The following is a 19,303-nucleotide window of genomic DNA, read 5'->3' as shown; positions in this document are numbered from 1 at the left end:
AAATTTTGATAAAATAAAGGTTTTTAAAAGGTTTAAAAAGTGAAAAAATACATACTAAAAATCGACTGTAAAGATCAAAAAGGTCTTATATATAGAGTATCTGATACGATATTTAAATTTGGACTAAATATAGCAAAAAACCACGAATTTGTAGATCATGCGGTTGATAAGTTTTTTTATAGAGCCGAGATTGATTGCGATACAGATATTGATGAAGTAGCTTTTTGCGGCACACTTAGCGCTATGCTTGGAAGTGAAGCAAATATTGATTTAAAAAAGTCATGCAAAAAAGATATCGTTATACTAGCTACAAAAGAAACTCACTGTTTGGGCGACCTACTCATAAAGCATCATAGCGGTGAACTAAATGCAAACATTTTAGCAGTTATTGCAAATCACGATGATTTAAGAGAACTTGTTGAGAAATTTAAGATTCCCTTTCACTGTGTAGAAAGTGATGGCGCAAAAAGAGAAGAACATGAACAAAAAATTTTACAACTCCTTAGTGGATTTGATTTTGATTATATGATATTAGCAAAATACATGAGAATATTATCCCCAAATTTTGTAAGTGTTTATGAAAACAAAATCATAAATATCCATCATTCATTCTTGCCAGCTTTTGTAGGGGCAAATCCTTACAAACAAGCTTATGAGCGCGGCGTTAAGATAGTTGGAGCAACTTCGCATTTTGTAAATAATAACCTTGATGAAGGTCCAATTATAACCCAAGATGTAGTTAGAGTAAATCATGAGATGAGTTGGCAAGATATGCAAAAAGCTGGAAGAAATATAGAAAGAAATGTTCTATCTGCTGCACTTGACCTTGTATTTGATGATAGAATTTTTGTTTATAACAATAAAACAGTAATTTTTTAAATGTTTAATATAGTATTACTTCATCCTCAAATTCCTCAAAATACTGGTGCTATCGGTAGACTTTGCATAAATGCAAACCTAAACCTGCACATAATAAAACCAACCGTTTTTGATTTAGATGAAAAGGCAGTAAGAAGAGCTGGGCTTGATTACTGGAAAAAGCTAAATCCTATCATTTGGGAAAGCTTAGATGCATTTTTGGAGATAAATAGTGATTTTGATAGATTTCATTTTGCTACAACAAAAACAGATAAATTATACTATGATGCCAAATTTAAAAAAGGCGATTTTATATTTTTTGGTGGCGAAAGTACTGGGCTACCGATGGATTTTATGAAGAAAAATTGGCAAAATGCTATGACTATACCAATGGGAAACAATGGCAGAAGCCTAAATTTAGCCATGAGTGTTGGCATTGTAGCTTATGAAGCCATTAGACAAAATATAGAAAGTTTTGAGTTTAGAGCATGAAAAAGTTAATTTTACTTATTTTATCTTTTGTTTTTGTGTGTGCAGGTGAGCTAAAAATCGCAACTTACAATGTAGAAAACCTTTTTGATGACAAAAATGACGGCACAGAATACAGCGATTTTGATATAAAAAAATCATCTTGGAATACAAAAAAATACCAAGAAAAGCTTTACATTTTAAGCGAAGCTATAAAAAAGATAGATGCCAATATCATTGCACTTCAAGAAATTGAAAACTATTCAACTCTAAAAGAGTTAGCTCAGATGTGCGGATATAAATTTTATAAATTTACAAAAGATCCATCTGCGCCAATTGGTGTTGGAGTTATGTCAAAAATAGACATTTTAGATGCAAAATCTTACTCAGTAAAGGGCGTTAAAACAAGAAATATTTTAAGAGTTAGTTTTAAATTTGATAAAAATGAGTTTAGTGTGTTTGTAAATCACTTTCCAGCTAGTAAAAATCCCATAAAAGAGCGTAGAGCTGCCGCTATTACACTATATCAAGCTATAAATGAATCACTAAAAAGTGGTAAAGAAAACCTTGTTTTATTAGGCGATTTTAATAGCGCCCTAGGAGATGATTTTTTGCTAAATGATATCATTAGAATACAAAAATTTAAAAATCTTTGGGATGAAGTGCCAAGAAATTTACAAAGATCGCACAAAAGTGGCAGAGCCATAGACCATGTTTTGCTCTCTCAAAGTTTTTTTGAAAACTCGCCATTTTACAAAAAAGGAAGTTTTGGCATCTGCAAAGCAAATGTAAATTACTCTGCCATATCTGATCATGTTCCCCTTTGTTTTGATATAAGCACAAAAGAAACAAGCACTGTTTTAGCAACAAAAAGCATAGATGAAATTTATAATAACCAAAAGATAGAAGACAAAACACTCATACAAAAAGCAGCGGTTATATACAAAGATGATTTTGGATATGTTATTTCACAAGGTAAAGGTAAAAGTATATTTGTTTTTGAAAAAAAGGCTGATATAGAAATTGGAAAAGTTTATGACATAATAGCCCTTAAAAGTGAAATTTATGAAGGAAATTTAGAAATTACTAGTGCAAAAACAATTCAAACTTATGATAAAATTATAAATACAGATGAGTATAAACTTGATTTCAAAGATATAAACAAAGCAAGAAGTGGCGATGTTATAAAAAGCGTTAGTGGAAATGTTAAAAATAACTATTTACAAACCGAGTTTGGCAAAATAAAACTTTTTTCACGTTCTAAAAATATAAATAAGAACGGGAATTACAAAGATGCATTGGTTTGGAGCTTTAAAGGCGAAAGAGAGCTTATTATAAAATGATAGACTTTATAATGATAACTGCATTTTGCTTTTTTATGGCATTTATGATAATTGGTTTTAACAAGCAAATGATGGAAAAAAATCAAAAAAGAGATGAACTAGATAAAATTATAAAAGATAGGAAAAAAGATGAAACTACTAATTGAGATAGGAGTTGAAGAGCTCCCTGCAATACCATTTTTAAAAGAACTTCCAAATATAGAAAAAAAATGGGAAAAAGTTTTAGAAAATTATAACTTAAAAACTAAATTTGAGTTTTTTTATACACCAAGAAGACTTATCTTTTCTCATAATGAGTTTTCGAGCAAGCAACCAAATAGCATATCTCAAAAAATAGGCGCCCCAAAAAATGTTGCATTAAAAGATGGAGGGTGGACAAAAGCTGCTCTTAGCTTTGCAAACAAGTGCGGCATAAGCGAAAATGAACTTAAATTTAAAGAAATCGATGGAAAAGAAGTTTTATACTACGAAGAAGAAAAGATAGGCAAAAACTCAAAAGAGCTTCTAGAGAGCATGATAAATGAATTTTTATTATCGCTAAATTTTGGCAAATCTATGCGCTGGGGAAATGGCGAGTTTGAGTTCATAAGACCTATAACATCTATAATCTGTATGCTTGGGGATGAAAGTGTTGATATGAGTGTTTTTGGTATAAAAAGCGAAAAAGAGTTTTTCCCACACAGAACTTACGGATATAATAAAATCAAATTTGAAAACATTGATGAATATTTTAATAAACTTGAACAAAACGGCATTATCATAAGAGCAGAAGAAAGAAAAGAAAAGATTTTATCGCAGTTTAAAAGCTTAGAGCAAAAACATGGTATAAATATCCAAATAGACAATGAACTTTTAAGCGAAGTTGTAGCAATTACCGAGTATCCAACTGCACTTCTTGGAAAATTTGAAAGCGAATTTTTGAATCTGCCAAGTGAGGTTATCATAACTTCAATGAAGGTAAACCAAAGATATTTCCCTGTTTTTAAAGATGGAAGATTATTAAATGGCTTTATCGTAATTAGCAATGCAATCAGCGATGATTACTCCCTTATCATAAAAGGAAATGAAAAAGTTTTAAAAGCAAGACTAAGTGATGCAATGTTTTTTTGGCAAAGCGATTTAAAAACTAAATTTAACTCAAAAATGCTAGAAAATGTCGTATACATGAAAGAACTTGGAAGCGTTGAAGAAAAAGAAAAAAGCGAAACAAAACTAGCTTTAATCCTGGCAAATTTATATAAAAATGAACTTAGTAAACTTGGCATTTCAAACATAAATGAGCTTTTAGAAAAAGCTATAATGCTAAGTAAAACTGACCTTGTTAGCTTAATGGTTGGAGAGTTTGGCGAACTTCAAGGCATAATGGGCGGATACTATGCAAAACACGCAGGCGAACATGAACTAGTTTGCACAGCTATAAAAGAGCAATACTTGCCAACTGGCGAAAACAGCGAACTTCCTAGCAATATTTTCTCATCATTAGTTGCACTTTCTTGTAAACTTGATACCCTAATCGCACTTTTTAGTATAAATAAAATTCCAACTGGAAATAAAGATCCTTATGCGCTAAGAAGGGCAGCAAATGGCATTTTAAGAATACTTTTAAATGAAAAACTAAATTTTGATACAAACTACATCTTAAAAGAAATAGCGCCAAATTACGCTAAATTTGATATAAATTTATTAAGTGAATTTATCATTGATAGAATGGCAACAATGTATGATGCAAATGCATCTATCATAAAAGCTTGTATAAACAGTGGCAACCGCGATATCAAAAAGCTTGATAGTGCAATAAATGCGCTTAATGAAATAAGTAAAGATGAGGGCTTTAAAGATAAATTTGATACATTTAAAAGACTTTCAAATATAATTAAAAATGAGCAAATCGGCGAAGTTAATTCAAGTTTATTTGAGTTAAATGCAGAAAAAAATCTCCATACTCAGTTTAACAAAATTAATCTTAATGAGCAAGATTACAAAGTATATCTAAATTCTCTTTTTGATCTTAAAAACCATATAGATAGTTTCTTTGATAGCGTTATGATAAATGTAGATAATACAGCTATAAAAGCAAATAGAATAGCTATAATTGGTCAAATTTATAAAGCATTTTTAAGAGTTGCAGATATAAAAGAAATTAGCTTTTAGCAAATAAAAGTGGGGCTTTAAAAAGCTCCACTTTTTTATATTATAAATTTCTATAATAATCGATCTGATCTCTTTTGATAATTCGAATATAGTTTGTACTACCTTCTACCCCAGTTTGAAATCCAGCTGTCATAACATAAGTGCATTCATCACTTATAAAATGCTCATTTATACCATCTTTCATAATGCTAGCTATAAGTTCATCTACTTTTATCTTATCTTTTACCATTATAGGATCAACTCCCCACACCATACACAAAGAATGTGCCGTTTGTTCATCATGAGCTATAGCCAATATATCCATTTTAGGTCTATTTCTAGACATTTTTATAGCTGATTTTCCAGATCCAGTTATAGAAAGAATGCCACAAGCATTTAAATTTGTAGCAAGTCTTGATGTACTTGAAGCTATCATATCCGTTTCATCAAAAAAACTAAAATTATCAAATTTATTATAAGGATAAAGCTTTTCTGTTTCAATTATAGTATTTGCCATAGCTTTTACAACAAGTGGAGGATGTTTACCTATAGCACTTTCTTCGCTAAGCATAACAGCATCAGTTCCATCCAAAACCGCATTTGCAACGTCGCTTATCTCTGCTCTTGTAGCGCGATCATGCTCAGTCATTGAAAGCATCATTTGAGTTGCTGTGATAACAGGCTTGTTCATATTATTTGCTTTTTTTATAAGCATTTTTTGAATATTTGGAACTTCATAAAATGGCACTTCTATACCAAGATCACCTCTTGCTACCATTATACCATCACAAATATTTAGTATTTCATCAATGTTTTCAATAGCATCAAATTTTTCTATTTTTGCATATAGTTGAGCTTTGCTATTTAGCTCTGCTAAAATTTTTCTAGCTTTAACTATATCATTAGCATTTTGAACAAAAGAAATGGCTACAAAGTTTACACCATTTTTAGCACCCCACTCCATATCCATTCTATCTTTTGCAGTTATAACATCTACATTTATTCTTGTATTTGGGAAATTTACGCCTTTATTTGATGTTATAACACCATCATTTTCTATAACGGCTTCTACATCATTTCCAGCTTTTATAACTTTTGCCCTAACAGCACCATCATAAAGATATATGTATTCTCCAAGCTTCATCATATCCAAAATTTCAGGATGATTAATACATGTTTCATAACAATTTTCGCCAATTTGTTTTCCTAGAATTTCCTCTTTTCTAAAAACAATCTTATCACCAGCTTTAAGCATAAAGGTATTTTCAAGCTTTCCTATGCGTATTTTTGGACCACTTATATCTTGAAGAACACCTATCCTTACACCTAGTTCTTTTTCAACTTCTCTTATGATATCTAAATTTTTCTTATGATATTCATGAGTTCCGTGGGAAAAATTTAGTCTAAAAACATTGACGCCATTTTTTACCATATCCAGTATGGTCTGTTTATTATCACTTGCTGGACCTATAGTTGCTACGATTTTTGTTTTTTTTATCATAAATTTTCCTTTTTCAAATTATACAAAATCAAAGAAACATTTTAGATATAATTTTTATCCCAATTCTGCTTCAAATTTAGCTTCATTAAAAGTTTTACCTAAAAACTCACAAGTTTTTTTGGTATCTTTTGCAGCATTTCCAAGACAACTTGTAGCTCCTGGACTTGGGGTCATATTAAAAATAATACCCTTTTTAGTATCGATAGAAGCTTCTCCAAGCATCAAAGTTTTGTTTTTCTTGTCTATTACTTGTGGGCGAATGCCTCCAAAACCTTTTGCATAATAAATATCATCTTCTCTTAAGCTAGGAACAATTTTTTTAGCATCTTTTACAAAAAGTTGCTTGCCTAGAATTGGAATCTCAAAAGCAACATTTCTAAAGAAATAGTTTCTTATGTCGCTATCTTTTAATAAATCCCAAAATACACTAAGCGTATCAGTACCAAAATTTAAACTCGAAATGGATTCTAAGAAACTTTTTGTGCCATGGAATCTCTCAAGTACTGGCATAGGTATAGCAGTTGGTCCAAAACGAGTACAACCATCAACTAAAACATCTGGATCCCCATGCAATGCTGCAAATGGAAGTTTTGGATTTTGTATCATGTAAACTTTACCATTTAGAAGCCTTTTTTTAGTTAAGTAGTAACTTCCAGCCATAGGTAAAGTACCCAAATCTTTACCATAACCCATTTTATGAGCTAGATATAGCGAATGCGCGCCAGCGTTAACTATTACAAAATCTGTACTTATAGAAAGATTATTTATGGTTTTTATATAGAATTTTTCTCCCACATGATCAATGCGCTCAACTTCAGAATTTAAATAAACATCTACTAGCTTTCCTTTTTCTTTTTTAGCATTATCTATAAATGAATTTGACATAGCGCCAAAATCAACAGTTGTATAAACGCCAGTTGTTATACCAATTCCAGCTACATTATCACTTCTTATTGAGCCTTTGTCATCAAAAATAACTTTTGGTTCTATTTCTTTTAATTTTTCTTTGTCATAATATTCTAAATATGGGTATATTTTCTTAAGATCTTCATAACGACCTTTTATTGTCTCAACTTCCTCATCACCAACTCCCATAGCAAATTTTTGATGCTGGAACATAAATTTTTCATTATATCCATGTTGAAGACCATATTTTACTATCATATCCGCAGTTTTTTTAACTTTTGCTGCTTTTTCATAAGTATAGTTTGTCTCAATATCACCAGAATGTATAGTTTGAGAATTGCCAGTTCCTTTTGAATTTAGCGTAGATAAACCCTGGTATTTTTCTACTAAAGCTATATTTTTTATATCTGTATATCTTGAAAGAAGATATACCAACGCAGATCCAGAAATTCCACCGCCTACTACAACGACCTCATAATGCATCTCTTTCATTAAATTAACTCCATAATTTATATTTTTTGATATTTTAATAAAAAGTGTATCGTTTTTACATTAATAACAAGCTTATAAATTGACATTTAATGATATTTAACTAGATATTTATATATAAAAATAATCAAAAAAATTAAAATTACTATAAAAATTCATATATTTTTAAGTTTTATTTGTTTAATACTACTTTTTGTAACATTTTTAATATAAAAATAAATTTAAAATTTGAAATTATATTATGTTATATATAGTTTATTATATATATTAGTTACTCAAAGTAACAAAATTTAGCATTTTTATTTATTTATTTATACTTTTATGCAAAAAATATAATTATTACAATTTTATGGTATATAATTTGTTACGAAAATTAATTTAAAGGGGGCAAGATGAGCGATCAAGAAATCGATCAGTTCCAGCAAACTGAAGATGAACTTGAGCAAGCTACTAGCTTTTGGCATGAAAACAAAAGATCATGGATTATAATATCAATTGCAACAATAATATCTATAACATTATTTTATATTATGCCATATGATGTAAATGCAAAAAAAGGTCTTTGTTTGCTTGTTTTTATTGCCACTTTATGGCTTAGCGAAGCTGTACATATAACTATAACGGCACTTTTGGTTCCTATATTAGTTATACTTCTTGGTATACAAAAAGTAGAAAAAGATGGTACTTTAACTGATATATCAATAAAAAGTGTTTTAAATAATTTTGCAGACCCAACTATCTTTCTTTTCTTTGGTGGATTTGCTTTAGCAACAGCTCTTCATATGCAAAAGCTAGATAAAAAAATAGCTGCTAAAATCATATCTGCCTCAGGGTCACATCTAGGATATGCTGTTATTGCAATATGTGTTGTTACGGCTGGACTTTCTATGTGGATATCAAATACCGCAACAGCTGCAATGATGCTACCTTTGACTCTTGGAATTTTATCAAATTTAGATGAAAAAAAAGAGCAAAACACCTTTACGTTTGTACTTTTAGCTATAGCGTTTTCAGCAAGTATAGGCGGACTTGGAACTATAGTTGGCTCACCACCAAATGCGATAGTTTCTGCAGCACTTGGGTATAGTTTTACTGATTGGATGAAAGTTGGAATGCCTTTGATGCTAATATTTTTCCCAATCATGTTACTTGTATTGTATTTTATATTTAAACCAACTTTGAACACTAAAATTTCCATAGATTCTCATAATATGATACCATGGACTCAAAAAAGAATTTTGACAATGGTTGTTTTTGTCATAACAGCATTTTGTTGGATATTTTCAAAAAAATTAAGTACGCTTTTAGGAATAACACTAAGCGATGCTTTTGTTGCACTAAGCGCAGCTGGAGCTATAGGCGTGCTTGGTCTTGCAAAATGGAAAGATATAGCACATGGAACAGACTGGGGAATTTTAATGTTGTTTGGTGGTGGCCTTGCATTAAGTGGTGTACTCCAAGACTCTGGTGCATCGGCAGCTCTTGGAGCAGAAGTTTCTAGGCTTTTTGGCAGTGTACCGCTCTTTGTAATTATACTAGTAACTGCTATATTTATAGTCTCTCTTACAGAATTTACTAGCAATACAGCATCTGCTGCACTTTTAGTACCTATATTTGCAACTATAGCAGTTGAACTTGGATTATCAAAAGAATCACTTGTTGTAGTTATAGGCGTTGGTGCAAGTTGTGCATTTATGCTTCCAGTGGCAACTCCCCCTAATGCAATCGTATTTGGTACAGGATATATATCTCAAAGGCAAATGTTAAAAGCAGGTGGTGTATTAAACATATTTTGTATAACCGCTATAACACTATATGCTTACTTTTTCTTAGCATAAAACTATCTTAACCCTCTTTGGGGTTAAGATTTCTCTTAGCAGATGAGAGCATGAGTTTGATTCTATTTTCTTGATTTGTCTTGCTTGATCCTGGATCATAATCAATTGCTATTATATTTGCATTACCATGAAGTTCTTTTATCTTTCTTATCATACCTTTTGCTATTATTTGGTTTGGCAGACATCCAAAAGGCTGAACCGATATCACATTATCGATACCATTTCTTACAAATGCAGCCATTTCAGCTGTTAGTAGCCATCCTTCACCCATCTTAACGCCATACCCTATATAATCTTTTGCAATATCTTTTATGTATTTAAAAGATATTGGTGGTGTAAATTTGGAATTATTTTTTACTATTTTTATCATGTCTTCTTCAAGCTTTTCAAAAATATAAGCTATGATTTTACTCATCTTATAGCTTTTAGAGTTTGTCCCATAAATATCTTTATCATGTATTGCGTCATAAAGAGAAGATAAAATAAAATCAATCAGCCCACTATTTACAACCTCAGCACCTTGTGATACTAAGTATTCATTTAGTTTTTTGTTACCAATAGGTGAGTATTTTATATAAATTTCGCCAACTATGCCAACTTTTACTTTTTTTTCATCACTTAACTTAATATCTGAAAAATATTTTAGTATTGTTTTATAGTTTTTTTTCATTCTAAAAAACTTCATAGACGTAGTTAGTGACTGCACAAATTCACTACTTTTCCTTAATGCTTCTTTGCTATCTCCGCTATTTAATTCATAACTAACACATTTATTAAAAAGATACATAATCAAATCACAGTAAAAAATAGCTAAAAATATCTTTATAATAGTAATTTTTCTAAGAACAAGAGAATTTTCATCCATAGAGTTTGGATTAAAAGAAACAACTGGCACATACTCAAAACTACTATCTTTTAGCGCTTTTCTAAGAAGATATATGTAGTTACTTGCCCTACACCCTCCACCAGTTTGGCTTATAAGCAGTGCAACTTTTGAGTTATCAAATTTACCGCTTCTTAAAGCATCTATAAACTGCCCTATAACAATAAGCGCAGGATAACACATATCATTATGAACACTCTCAAGCCCAGCAGTTATAACTTCTTCGCTATCATTTCGTAAGATAACTACATTGTATCCATCATCTTTTAAAATTTTTGCGGCCACATCAAAATGAGGCTCAAGCATATCTGGCACAAGTATGATGTAGTCTTTTAAGCTCATGATACCGCCAATTTTGAGTTTACAATCATTGCTTTTAAGCTTTTTAGCCTTATTTTCATAGCACCTATATTTGTTATCTCATCAATTTTTAGCTGTGTATAAAACTTACCACTACTTCTTAAAATATTTTTTATCTCATCAGTGGTTATAGCATCTATACCGCATCCAAAACTAACAAGCTGTACAAAATGCATATTTTCATGTTTTGTTACAAAATGTGCTGCATTTATCATCCTTGAATGATACGACCATTGATTTAATATGCTTGTATCATACTTCCTAAAAGGCAGCGAATCTTCTGTTAAAACACCAAATCCAAGAGAAGTTAAAAGAAGATCAACGCCTTTGTTTATATCAGGATCTATATGATAAGGACGAGAGCCAAGTACAACCACATCCAAATCATTTTCTTGTGCATACAAAAGCACATCTTGAGCCTTTTTAGATACCTCATCTTTATATTTTTTCAACTCTTTAAAGCCTAAATTTGTAGCGTTTTGCAAAAGCTCTAGGTTAATATTTTGAATGTAAGGCTTTAATATATCAAAAATCCTTTTGTTAAAAAAATTTGCGTTATTTAATCCTATGTGTGGATACAAAAATACCTTATCTTTTAAACTTGCAACATTTGCTTTTATAAGTTCAGGATAGTAGGCAACTACAGGACAATTATAATGATTATCCGAAATGCCTTCATCTATACCGTAACTCATACAAGGATAAAATATCATATCAGCTTTACTTTGTGCCAACTGCTCGATGTGAGCGTGAACTGTTTTTGCAGGATAGCAAACAGTATCTGTTGGGATAGAGTAAGCTGAGTTTAGTTTTGTATTTGCATCTGGCTTATTTGAAACTATAATATCACAATCAAGCAATCTAAAAAATGCACTCCAAAATGGCAAAAGTTCATACATATTTAAAACAAGTGGTAAACCTACGCAAAATTTACCGCTTGCTGGAGTATTTGCATAAGAATTTATAAGCTCTTGTTTAAATTTAACCAAATTTGGAAGCTCTTTGTTTATAGATTTTCCAGCGCCTTTTTCGCATCTATTACCGCTTATAAATTTGTTTTTATTATTAAAGATGTTTATATTAAGAGAGCATTTGTTCGAACATCTATTACAATGTGCAAATTTACTCTCAAATTTAAACTCTTTTAGAGCACTACCATCTATGAGAGCGCTTTTGTCCAAATTTTGTTCTTTTGCAAACAAAGCTGCACCATAAGCCCCCATAAGTTCGCTGTTTTTGAGCCTTATTACATTTGTGTCAAGTTCTTTTTCAAAAGCTCTTAAAACAGCATCATTTAAAAATGTCCCGCCTTGAACAACTATGTTCTCTCCAAGTTCTTTTGCGCTTCTTACCCTTATAACCTTATAAAGTGCATTTTTTACAACACTTATGGCAAGTCCTGCACTTATATCTTCTATGCTTGCTCCTTCTTTTTGAGCCTGTTTTACGGCACTATTCATAAAAACAGTGCATCTACTACCAAGCCTTGAAGGAGCTTTTGAACTTATGGCTAGTTCTGCAAAATCTTTTATATCATGACCTATCGAGTTTGCAAATGCTTGTAAAAATGAACCGCATCCTGAACTGCACGCTTCATTTAAAACTATAGAATCTATCTCGCCATTTATGATATAAAAACATTTTATATCTTGTCCGCCGATATCTATGATAAAATTTACATCTTTGTTAAAATAGCTAGCTGCTTTATAGTGCGCCATTGTTTCAACTATGCCAAAATCTATACCAAAGGCTTCACACATCAGCTCTTCGCCATATCCAGTTACGCCACTTGCGGATATACTTATCTTTCCTTCGCATAGGTCATAAATCTTTTCTAGCTCTGCTTTTATGATATCAAGTGGGCTACCCTTATTTGAACCATAAAAACTATACAAAAGTGAGTTATCTTCACTTATCAAAACTATCTTTATGGTTGTTGAGCCAGCATCTATGCCAAGATAAGCTTTGCCAGCGTAGCCTAAAATATTTTTTGTGGGAATAAAATTTTGTGAGTGTCTTTGTTTAAAATCCTCATACTCTTTTTTATTATCAAAAAGTGGTTTTTCGCCTTTATAATCGCTAGTTTCAGATTCTTTGCTTAGTTTATTTAAGAGCTCGTCATAGCTTAAGCTCTCATCAATGTTATCTTTTGCATAAATTGCGCTTCCTAGGGCTACAAAATAGTGCCCAAGTTCAGGGAAAATTGCCGTTTTTTCATCTAGTTTTAAATTTTTTACAAAAGCCTCTCTAAGAGAGTCTAAAAAGTGCAAAGGGCCACCTAAGAATAGTACATTTCCTTTTATCTGCCTACCATGAGCAAGTCCTGATATCGTTTGTTCAACAATAGCTTCAAAAATGCTTGCTGCAATATCTTCTTTTCTAGCTCCTTGAGAAATGAGTGGTTGTATATCGCTTTTTGCGAACACACCACAACGAGATGCGATAGGATAAATTTTAGAGTGATTTTTAGAAACTTCGTTTAGCTCAGCCGTGCTTATTTTCATCAAACTTGCCATTTGATCTATAAAAGCCCCAGTTCCACCTGCGCAAGTTCCGTTCATTCTCTCTTCGATACCACCACTTAAAAATATAATCTTAGCATCTTCTCCGCCAAGTTCGATAACAACATCAGTATTTGGATAAAGCTCATTTGTAGCAATAGTTGTAGCAAAAACCTCTTGCACAAAATGAATATCGCAAAGCTCAGATATTCCCATTCCAGCTGATCCAGTTATACAAACTTTCATGCGCTTATCAGACAAAAGAGGCTTTAGCTCCTTTATCTTATCTAGAGTTATCTCATGCGGCTTAGAATAGTGCCTCTCATACGAGTTGTATAATATAGTATTTGTTTCATCAAGAAAGATTGTTTTTAGGGTAGTTGAACCAACATCTATGCCTAAAAAATAATTCATCCCCTCCCTCCTTAATTTAGCAAGCTACAATAATATTTATTTTATAAAAAGGAAGATGAATTTATGATAAATTAAGTATGTTAATGCCTGCTATCTTCATCCTTTAATCTTTTTTGCATTTCATCTATGTTTAATTTTATAAATTTATAACTCAAAAATATAAAAACAGTCCAAACTATCAACATTATTATAGATTTTATCATCTTATTTCCTTAGTAAATATGATCGCTATTTTCTATCTTTTCAGCACTCAATTTCTCTTTATCCATTGCTTTCCAAACATATGCAATATATCCTAAAACTACTGGCATAAAAAGCGATACTATAGTCATTATCTTAAGTGTATAAAAACTTGAGCTTGCATTATGAATAGTAAGTGAGCTTTGCAAATCTACATAAGATGGATAAAATGTATTTCCTTGTAGCCCTAAGCTAAAAAATAACGAAGTTACAGCGATGGTTATACCAAATCCATAAGCAAATATACCATTATTACTATTTTTAAATATAGCCTTATACACCCCTAACAAAACCAAAATAATACCCAAAATAAAAGTTACTAAAAGTAGCGGATTATTTATGAAATTTAAAAGATAAAGGTATTTTTTCATAACAAAAATACCTTTATCTATCATAAATCCTTCTTTTGTAAAAATCCAAGCCAAAAAAGCAAGTAAAAAGATTAAAAATAAAATAAAGTTCTTCTTTAATGAATTTCTAAATTTGGTATTTAAAATTTCATCTTTAATGTTATTCATAAGATATAAATTTCCACCAACTCTTGAAGCAAAAACTAACGCTAATCCTAAAAGATAATTAAATGGATTTTTAAAAGCTTCTAATCCGCGCATTGGATTTTCCCAAAGAACGAAATTTTTCTCACTTAGCCTGAACTCACTTCCGCTAAAAAATGTACTAAGCGCAACGCCTATCAAAAAAACACCTAAACTTCCATTTATAAGCATAAATACTTCGTAAGTTTTTTGCCCCAAAAAATTATCCGGTTTTTTTCTATATTCATATGAAACTGCTTGAATAATAAAACAAAAAAGTATCAACATCCAAATCCAATATGCACCACCAAAACTTGTCGAATAAAAAAGTGGGAAAGCGGCAAAACAAGCTCCACCAAACATAACAAGAGTTGTAAATGTAAGTTCCCATTTTTTACCAATAGAATTTATAATCATATCTTTTTGATGCTCATTTTCGCTCACACAAAACATAAGAGTTTGTCCGCCTTGAACAAATGTCATAAACACAAAAATACCAGCAAGAAAACTTACCACAAACCACCAATAAAGTTGATATGCTTCATACATGTTAAAATCCTATCTTTATTTGTTTTAGCATAATTTTTATCTCTGCTATAAATAGTACTGTAAATAACACAGCAAATAGCCAAAATGAAATCATGATGTTTGTAGATGCTAAATTAGTAGCCGCTACTCCTACTGGCATAAGATTTTGTATGGCCCAAGGCTGTCTTCCCACCTCAGCCACAATCCAACCAGCTTCGCAGGCTATATATCCAAGAGGTATACTAAACACGCAAATCCAAAGTATCTTTTTAAATTCTTCTATCTCATTTGCCATTGATAGATAAAGAGTTATTAAAAATAGCAATATAAAAAAGCTACCAAGAACTACCATTATATGAAAACTATAAAATGTAAGAGCAACTGGCGGTACTAATTCTTTTGGATCATCAAAGTAGCCATAGCCAAAATTTTTCATATTCTCATCAAGTAAGCTTTTATTTTTTACCATTAAAGCAGTGTCGCCAGCATCTTTTGCCGCTTTATAATTTCTCAAAGCTTCAACTGCTATTTTGCCACTATTTATTTTACTCTGGCTAGATTCTATGCCAAATTTTTCGTTTCCAAAAATTATCTCTTCGATACCTGGCGTAAAGTTATTTATTCCTCTTGTTGCCATAAGACCAAGAAGATATGGGGCTTCTACTCGAAACAAAAAAGGATTTTTATCATCGCCTACTTGCTTAGCTGGATTTAAAATACCAAAAGCAACTATATCTGCATTAACTTCACCCTTATATAATCCCTCCATAGATGCTAGCTTCATTGGTTGTTTTTGTGCAACCTGATAAGCACTTTCGTCTCCACTATAAAGAACAAAAAGAGAGCTTAAAAATCCAAAACTAGCAGCTACTATGAAACTTTTCTTAGCCATTATAAAGTTTTTATTTTTCAACATAAAATACGCACTAATTCCAAGAACAAAAAGAGCAGATGTTACGTATCCTCCACCTACTGTGTGTAAAAATTTACTTATTCCAGTTGGAGAAAGAGCTACTTGAATAAAGTTTATCATCTCATTTCTAGCCGTATCTGGATTGAAAACAGTTCCTACAGGATTTTGCATCCAACCATTTGCAACAAGTATCCAAAAAGCACTTAAATTGGAGCCGATTGCTACCATCCAAGTTGAAAAAAGATGAAATTTCTTTCCAACTTTATCCCAACCAAAAAACATTACAGCAAAAAATGTTGCCTCTAAAAAAAATGCAAAAAGTCCCTCTATGGCAAGTGGTGCACCAAATATATCACCAACAAACCATGAATAATTTGCCCAGTTTGTACCAAACTCAAATTCCATTATTATCCCAGTTGCAACGCCTATTGCAAAATTTACAGCAAATAATCTTAGCCAAAATTTAGTTATTTTTTTCCACTCTTCATTGCCAGTTTTTACATAAATTGTCTCCATAAAAGCTAACATAAAAGAAAGTCCAAGAGTTAGTGGAACAAATAAAAAGTGATAAAGTGCTGTTAGGGCAAACTGTGCTCTTGAGTAATCAACTGAGCTTAAATCCATCATTTAATTTCCTTTGTGATGTTTTTATAAATAAAATCAATCTTTTGGGCTTCGTTTTTAAATTCTGTATTTATAGTTTTGTTGAAAAAAAATATTTTCAAAACAAAAAATATTATAAAAAGTTTTATAAATATGATTAGCCACAATGTTTTGCCTAACTTCATATTTCTAAAGCCATCTAAATATAACTTGATAATTTTTTGTATTGACATGTGATATTTTACTCCAACTATCTTTAGTTCGGGTTAAATTTATGATAATTTATTAAATTTACAACATTATAATTGTGCTTTTTAAAGGATATAATATGAATGATTACAAAAAGTTACTAAGTTTAGTAAATGAAAATAGTAAAAAATTAAATGGCTTATATGATGATTTAGATAATGAAATTATAAATAAAGCTATTAAAATTTGTCATTTTAGTGGCGAAAAATCTCAAAGAATCGCCATTTTAAGACGAATTGTAGATTTAAAACCAGATCCGCTTTTGATAGAACTAAAAAAAATTCATAAAGATGAGGAGAAGGTTTTAAAATATAGAGATGAAATGTACGATTATACTACAGAAATTCATGCTAATTTACATGAAGAGTTAATTAATAAAATTGTGCAAAAAAATGTACTTGATGATTTTAATATAGCTTTAGTTAAAGGTGTGCATAATATCGGCATAATTTTCAATGAAATGCAAAAAAAATGGCAAAAAATAGTAGTTGATGAAAATAGCACAAAATTTTCATCTATGAAAAATCCATATGAGTTCATAAAAAAGCATAAACTTTATCAAATTTCAAATGACTCTCTAGTATGCGAGAGAAGCTATGGTGTAGCTATGTTTGATGAAAAAATATCTTTTGTCCCATATGGTAAATTTTTTGAAGAGTATAATCTAGAAGAAGCTTTTGATGAACTAATACAAAACTTAAATGAAGCCAGCAATAGTGATGAAAATAAAAGCTATATAAAATATTTTGAAAAACTAAAAGATGCATTTTTACAAACTAACAATGATAAAGTCATATCATCTTGGCAAGAAGCAGAAAGTGCTTGGATGGAGACAAAAGGAGATTTACAAGTTGGACACCCACTTGAATATTACGAAGATGCCTATACTCACGCAGTTGCCTTAGAATGGGACATAAGACTAAAAGAAAGCTTATCTTTTGATGAGAATAAATTTAAAAAAGAAATTTTAGAAAGTTTTGACAATGTTTATAATAAAATACAAGCAAACTCAGAAAAAATGTATAAAAACGTGGTTTCTAACATAGACAAAACTCAACTTTACATATCAGTTCCTATGATTTATTACGGTGCTGAAATGAATGGTCTTTTTAGTGCTCAGGTTGTACCAAATGATGAGTTTGTAAGCAATAAATTTGGCAAAAAAATATTTGCTTTTGTAAATTTTGTCTATGAAAGCTCAAAAGCAAAACCTTTTATGAAGCTAAGCTCGGTTATATTTGATAAGAAATTTTTAGATTATGGCAGAGAAATACTCTTTAAAAAGCCTGAAATTTGGCGCAAAGTTTATGAAGTTAGCACAATAGGACATGAGTTTGGACATATATTTTTCATAGATAACGACACAGAAAACATAATGAATCAAAGCGGTGTTTTTAAATACATTGAAGAGTATAAAGCAACGACTGGTGGGCTTATAAATTTCTTCTATCATGAAAAAGATGAACTAAGAATGCCTGTGTTTAACGAACTTATTAAAAGAAGTATAGGACTTATAGCTTGGCAAAAAGTTGATGAAGTTAAAGCTTACTACTGCGAAGGATTAATTCATTTAAGTTTGCTTTTTGAAAGTAAAACATTAAGTTTTAAAAATAATAAATTAAGTGTTGATTTTAGCAATAACTCATATGATAAATTTAAAACTCTATGCTTGCAAAATTACGAAAAATTAGCAAAAACCTACTATGAAAAACGTGATGCAAGCGAATTTTTAAGTAAGTTTTGCACATTGCAAAACGATATCTATTTGCCTATAAACAAAGAAGCAAGAGATTTTGTCGTATACTACTCTAAACTATACGATGAAATCGGCAATGAAGTGGATGAAAACTCATCAAAAGAAGAATGGCTATAAATCTATATTTTCTATGCATACATTTAAATTTGAAGAGATTTTTTCAATCTCTTCTTTTGTTTCATTATTTTTAGGTAAAACTATATAAAGTGAGTTTTTAAAACCAAGAAAATAGTTGTATTTGCTTTCTTCTATACTTTTTAAATGCTTAGTATTAAATTTTTCATTTGGCTTTGGTTCACCCATACTAAAAGATATAGTATCTTTATCTGCTACAAAATTCATCTCAGTATCGCTAAATTTAATTTCTTGAGCACTTTTTAGATGGTCATTTTGCATTTTTTTATAAAGTTTTGGATAAATTACCATCCATAAAACAGCGAGCACAACTGAAACCAAAGATGCAACTGGAACAACTTTAAAAATTCCATCTATAAAAATACCAACTAAAATAAACTCAAACGGTATCGCATAATAGCTTATAAGACGCTGTTTTTTAGATGCTTTGCTTTTTGTTAACATGAAAATTTTTAAATTTTTAATATCTTCTTTAGTAAGTGTTACTTTCAAAATATTGCCTTTTTTAATTTTTGCTTATTGTATCAAAATATATTTTTCAATTTATTTAAACAAGAAAATACATTTTATACAATATTTAAGTATAACCTTAGTAAATAATTTAATTTTTTAAATTATTTCATTTTATAAAACACAATATGCCACAATGCAATTT

Annotated in this window: 16 protein-coding genes; 7 read left to right on the top strand and 9 right to left on the bottom strand. The window is 30.6% G+C overall.

Going from position 1 to position 19,303, the window contains the following annotated elements:
* Window positions 1–39 precede the first annotated feature (39 nt).
* The 5 genes from purU to glyS are packed head-to-tail and all read left to right on the top strand — an operon-like array spanning window position 40 to window position 4,820.
* Entirely contained in the window at window positions 40–879 is an 840-nt protein-coding gene (purU, locus tag ACZ5VL_RS05610; RefSeq protein WP_464198024.1) for a formyltetrahydrofolate deformylase, read from the top strand.
* A complete protein-coding gene (locus tag ACZ5VL_RS05605; RefSeq protein ID WP_464198023.1) occupies window positions 880–1,350 on the top strand; it encodes a tRNA (cytidine(34)-2'-O)-methyltransferase in 471 nt (156 codons plus the stop codon). It begins immediately after the preceding gene.
* Window positions 1,347–2,669 (top strand): endonuclease/exonuclease/phosphatase family protein, encoded by a 1,323-nt coding sequence (locus ACZ5VL_RS05600; RefSeq protein WP_464198022.1) that lies wholly within the window; start codon window positions 1,347–1,349, stop codon window positions 2,667–2,669. Before ACZ5VL_RS05605 ends, ACZ5VL_RS05600 begins: the two co-directional genes overlap by 4 nt.
* Window positions 2,666–2,815 carry a hypothetical protein gene (locus ACZ5VL_RS05595; protein ID WP_464198021.1) on the top strand — a complete coding sequence of 50 codons (150 nt, stop codon included), beginning with the start codon at window positions 2,666–2,668 and terminating at the stop codon, window positions 2,813–2,815. Before ACZ5VL_RS05600 ends, ACZ5VL_RS05595 begins: the two co-directional genes overlap by 4 nt.
* Entirely contained in the window at window positions 2,799–4,820 is a 2,022-nt protein-coding gene (gene glyS / locus ACZ5VL_RS05590; RefSeq protein ID WP_464198020.1) for a glycine--tRNA ligase subunit beta, read from the top strand. The genes ACZ5VL_RS05595 and glyS overlap by 17 nt, the downstream gene beginning before the upstream one ends.
* A gap of 40 nt (window positions 4,821–4,860) precedes the next feature.
* Here the strand turns inward: glyS and pyk are convergent, their stop codons facing one another.
* Window positions 4,861–6,300: a pyruvate kinase gene (gene pyk, locus ACZ5VL_RS05585; protein ID WP_464198019.1), complete on the bottom strand. Its 1,440-nt coding sequence runs from the start codon at window positions 6,298–6,300 to the stop codon at window positions 4,861–4,863.
* Window positions 6,301–6,354: 54 nt separating this feature from the next.
* A complete protein-coding gene (locus ACZ5VL_RS05580) occupies window positions 6,355–7,698 on the bottom strand; it encodes an FAD-dependent oxidoreductase (protein WP_464198018.1) in 1,344 nt (447 codons plus the stop codon).
* Window positions 7,699–8,087: 389 nt separating this feature from the next.
* Here ACZ5VL_RS05580 and ACZ5VL_RS05575 point away from each other — a divergent pair, with 389 nt between their 5' ends.
* Entirely contained in the window at window positions 8,088–9,533 is a 1,446-nt protein-coding gene (locus ACZ5VL_RS05575) for an SLC13 family permease (RefSeq protein WP_464198017.1), read from the top strand.
* 7 nt (window positions 9,534–9,540) lie between these two features.
* On the opposite strand, the gene ACZ5VL_RS05570 is transcribed toward ACZ5VL_RS05575, so the two are convergent.
* The 6 genes from ACZ5VL_RS05570 to ACZ5VL_RS05545 all read right to left on the bottom strand — a co-directional run bounded on the left by ACZ5VL_RS05570 (window position 9,541) and on the right by ACZ5VL_RS05545 (window position 16,693).
* Window positions 9,541–10,758, bottom strand: coding sequence for a 2-hydroxyglutaryl-CoA dehydratase (locus tag ACZ5VL_RS05570; RefSeq protein WP_464198016.1), 1,218 nt, complete (start codon window positions 10,756–10,758; stop codon window positions 9,541–9,543).
* Entirely contained in the window at window positions 10,755–13,691 is a 2,937-nt protein-coding gene (locus ACZ5VL_RS05565) for an acyl-CoA dehydratase activase (RefSeq protein WP_464198015.1), read from the bottom strand. The genes ACZ5VL_RS05570 and ACZ5VL_RS05565 overlap by 4 nt, the downstream gene beginning before the upstream one ends.
* Window positions 13,692–13,771: 80 nt before the next feature.
* Window positions 13,772–13,894 carry a hypothetical protein gene (locus tag ACZ5VL_RS05560; protein ID WP_464198014.1) on the bottom strand — a complete coding sequence of 41 codons (123 nt, stop codon included), beginning with the start codon at window positions 13,892–13,894 and terminating at the stop codon, window positions 13,772–13,774.
* Between the two features lie 9 nt (window positions 13,895–13,903).
* A complete protein-coding gene (cydB, locus tag ACZ5VL_RS05555; protein WP_464198013.1) occupies window positions 13,904–15,013 on the bottom strand; it encodes a cytochrome d ubiquinol oxidase subunit II in 1,110 nt (369 codons plus the stop codon).
* A 1-nt stretch (window position 15,014) separates the two neighbouring features.
* On the bottom strand, window positions 15,015–16,532 hold the full coding sequence (locus ACZ5VL_RS05550) for a cytochrome ubiquinol oxidase subunit I (RefSeq protein WP_464198012.1): 1,518 nt from the start codon (window positions 16,530–16,532) through the stop codon (window positions 15,015–15,017).
* Window positions 16,529–16,693 (bottom strand): DUF4492 domain-containing protein, encoded by a 165-nt coding sequence (locus ACZ5VL_RS05545; protein WP_464198011.1) that lies wholly within the window; start codon window positions 16,691–16,693, stop codon window positions 16,529–16,531. The genes ACZ5VL_RS05550 and ACZ5VL_RS05545 overlap by 4 nt, the downstream gene beginning before the upstream one ends.
* Window positions 16,694–16,836: 143 nt before the next feature.
* Between ACZ5VL_RS05545 and ciaB the strand changes: the two genes are divergently transcribed.
* The gene (gene ciaB / locus ACZ5VL_RS05540) at window positions 16,837–18,630 is read left to right on the top strand and encodes an invasion protein CiaB (protein ID WP_464198010.1); all 1,794 of its coding nucleotides are present in this window, start codon (window positions 16,837–16,839) and stop codon (window positions 18,628–18,630) included.
* Here ciaB and ACZ5VL_RS05535 read toward each other — a convergent pair.
* A complete protein-coding gene (locus ACZ5VL_RS05535; RefSeq protein WP_464198009.1) occupies window positions 18,625–19,140 on the bottom strand; it encodes a hypothetical protein in 516 nt (171 codons plus the stop codon). The genes ciaB and ACZ5VL_RS05535 overlap by 6 nt on opposite strands.
* Between the last annotated feature and the right edge of the window lie 163 nt (window positions 19,141–19,303).

This window comes from Campylobacter sp. GTC17093, from assembly GCF_055397635.1.
Note: the sequence above shows the minus strand (reverse complement) of the source record. Positions and strands in the feature narration are given on the sequence as shown.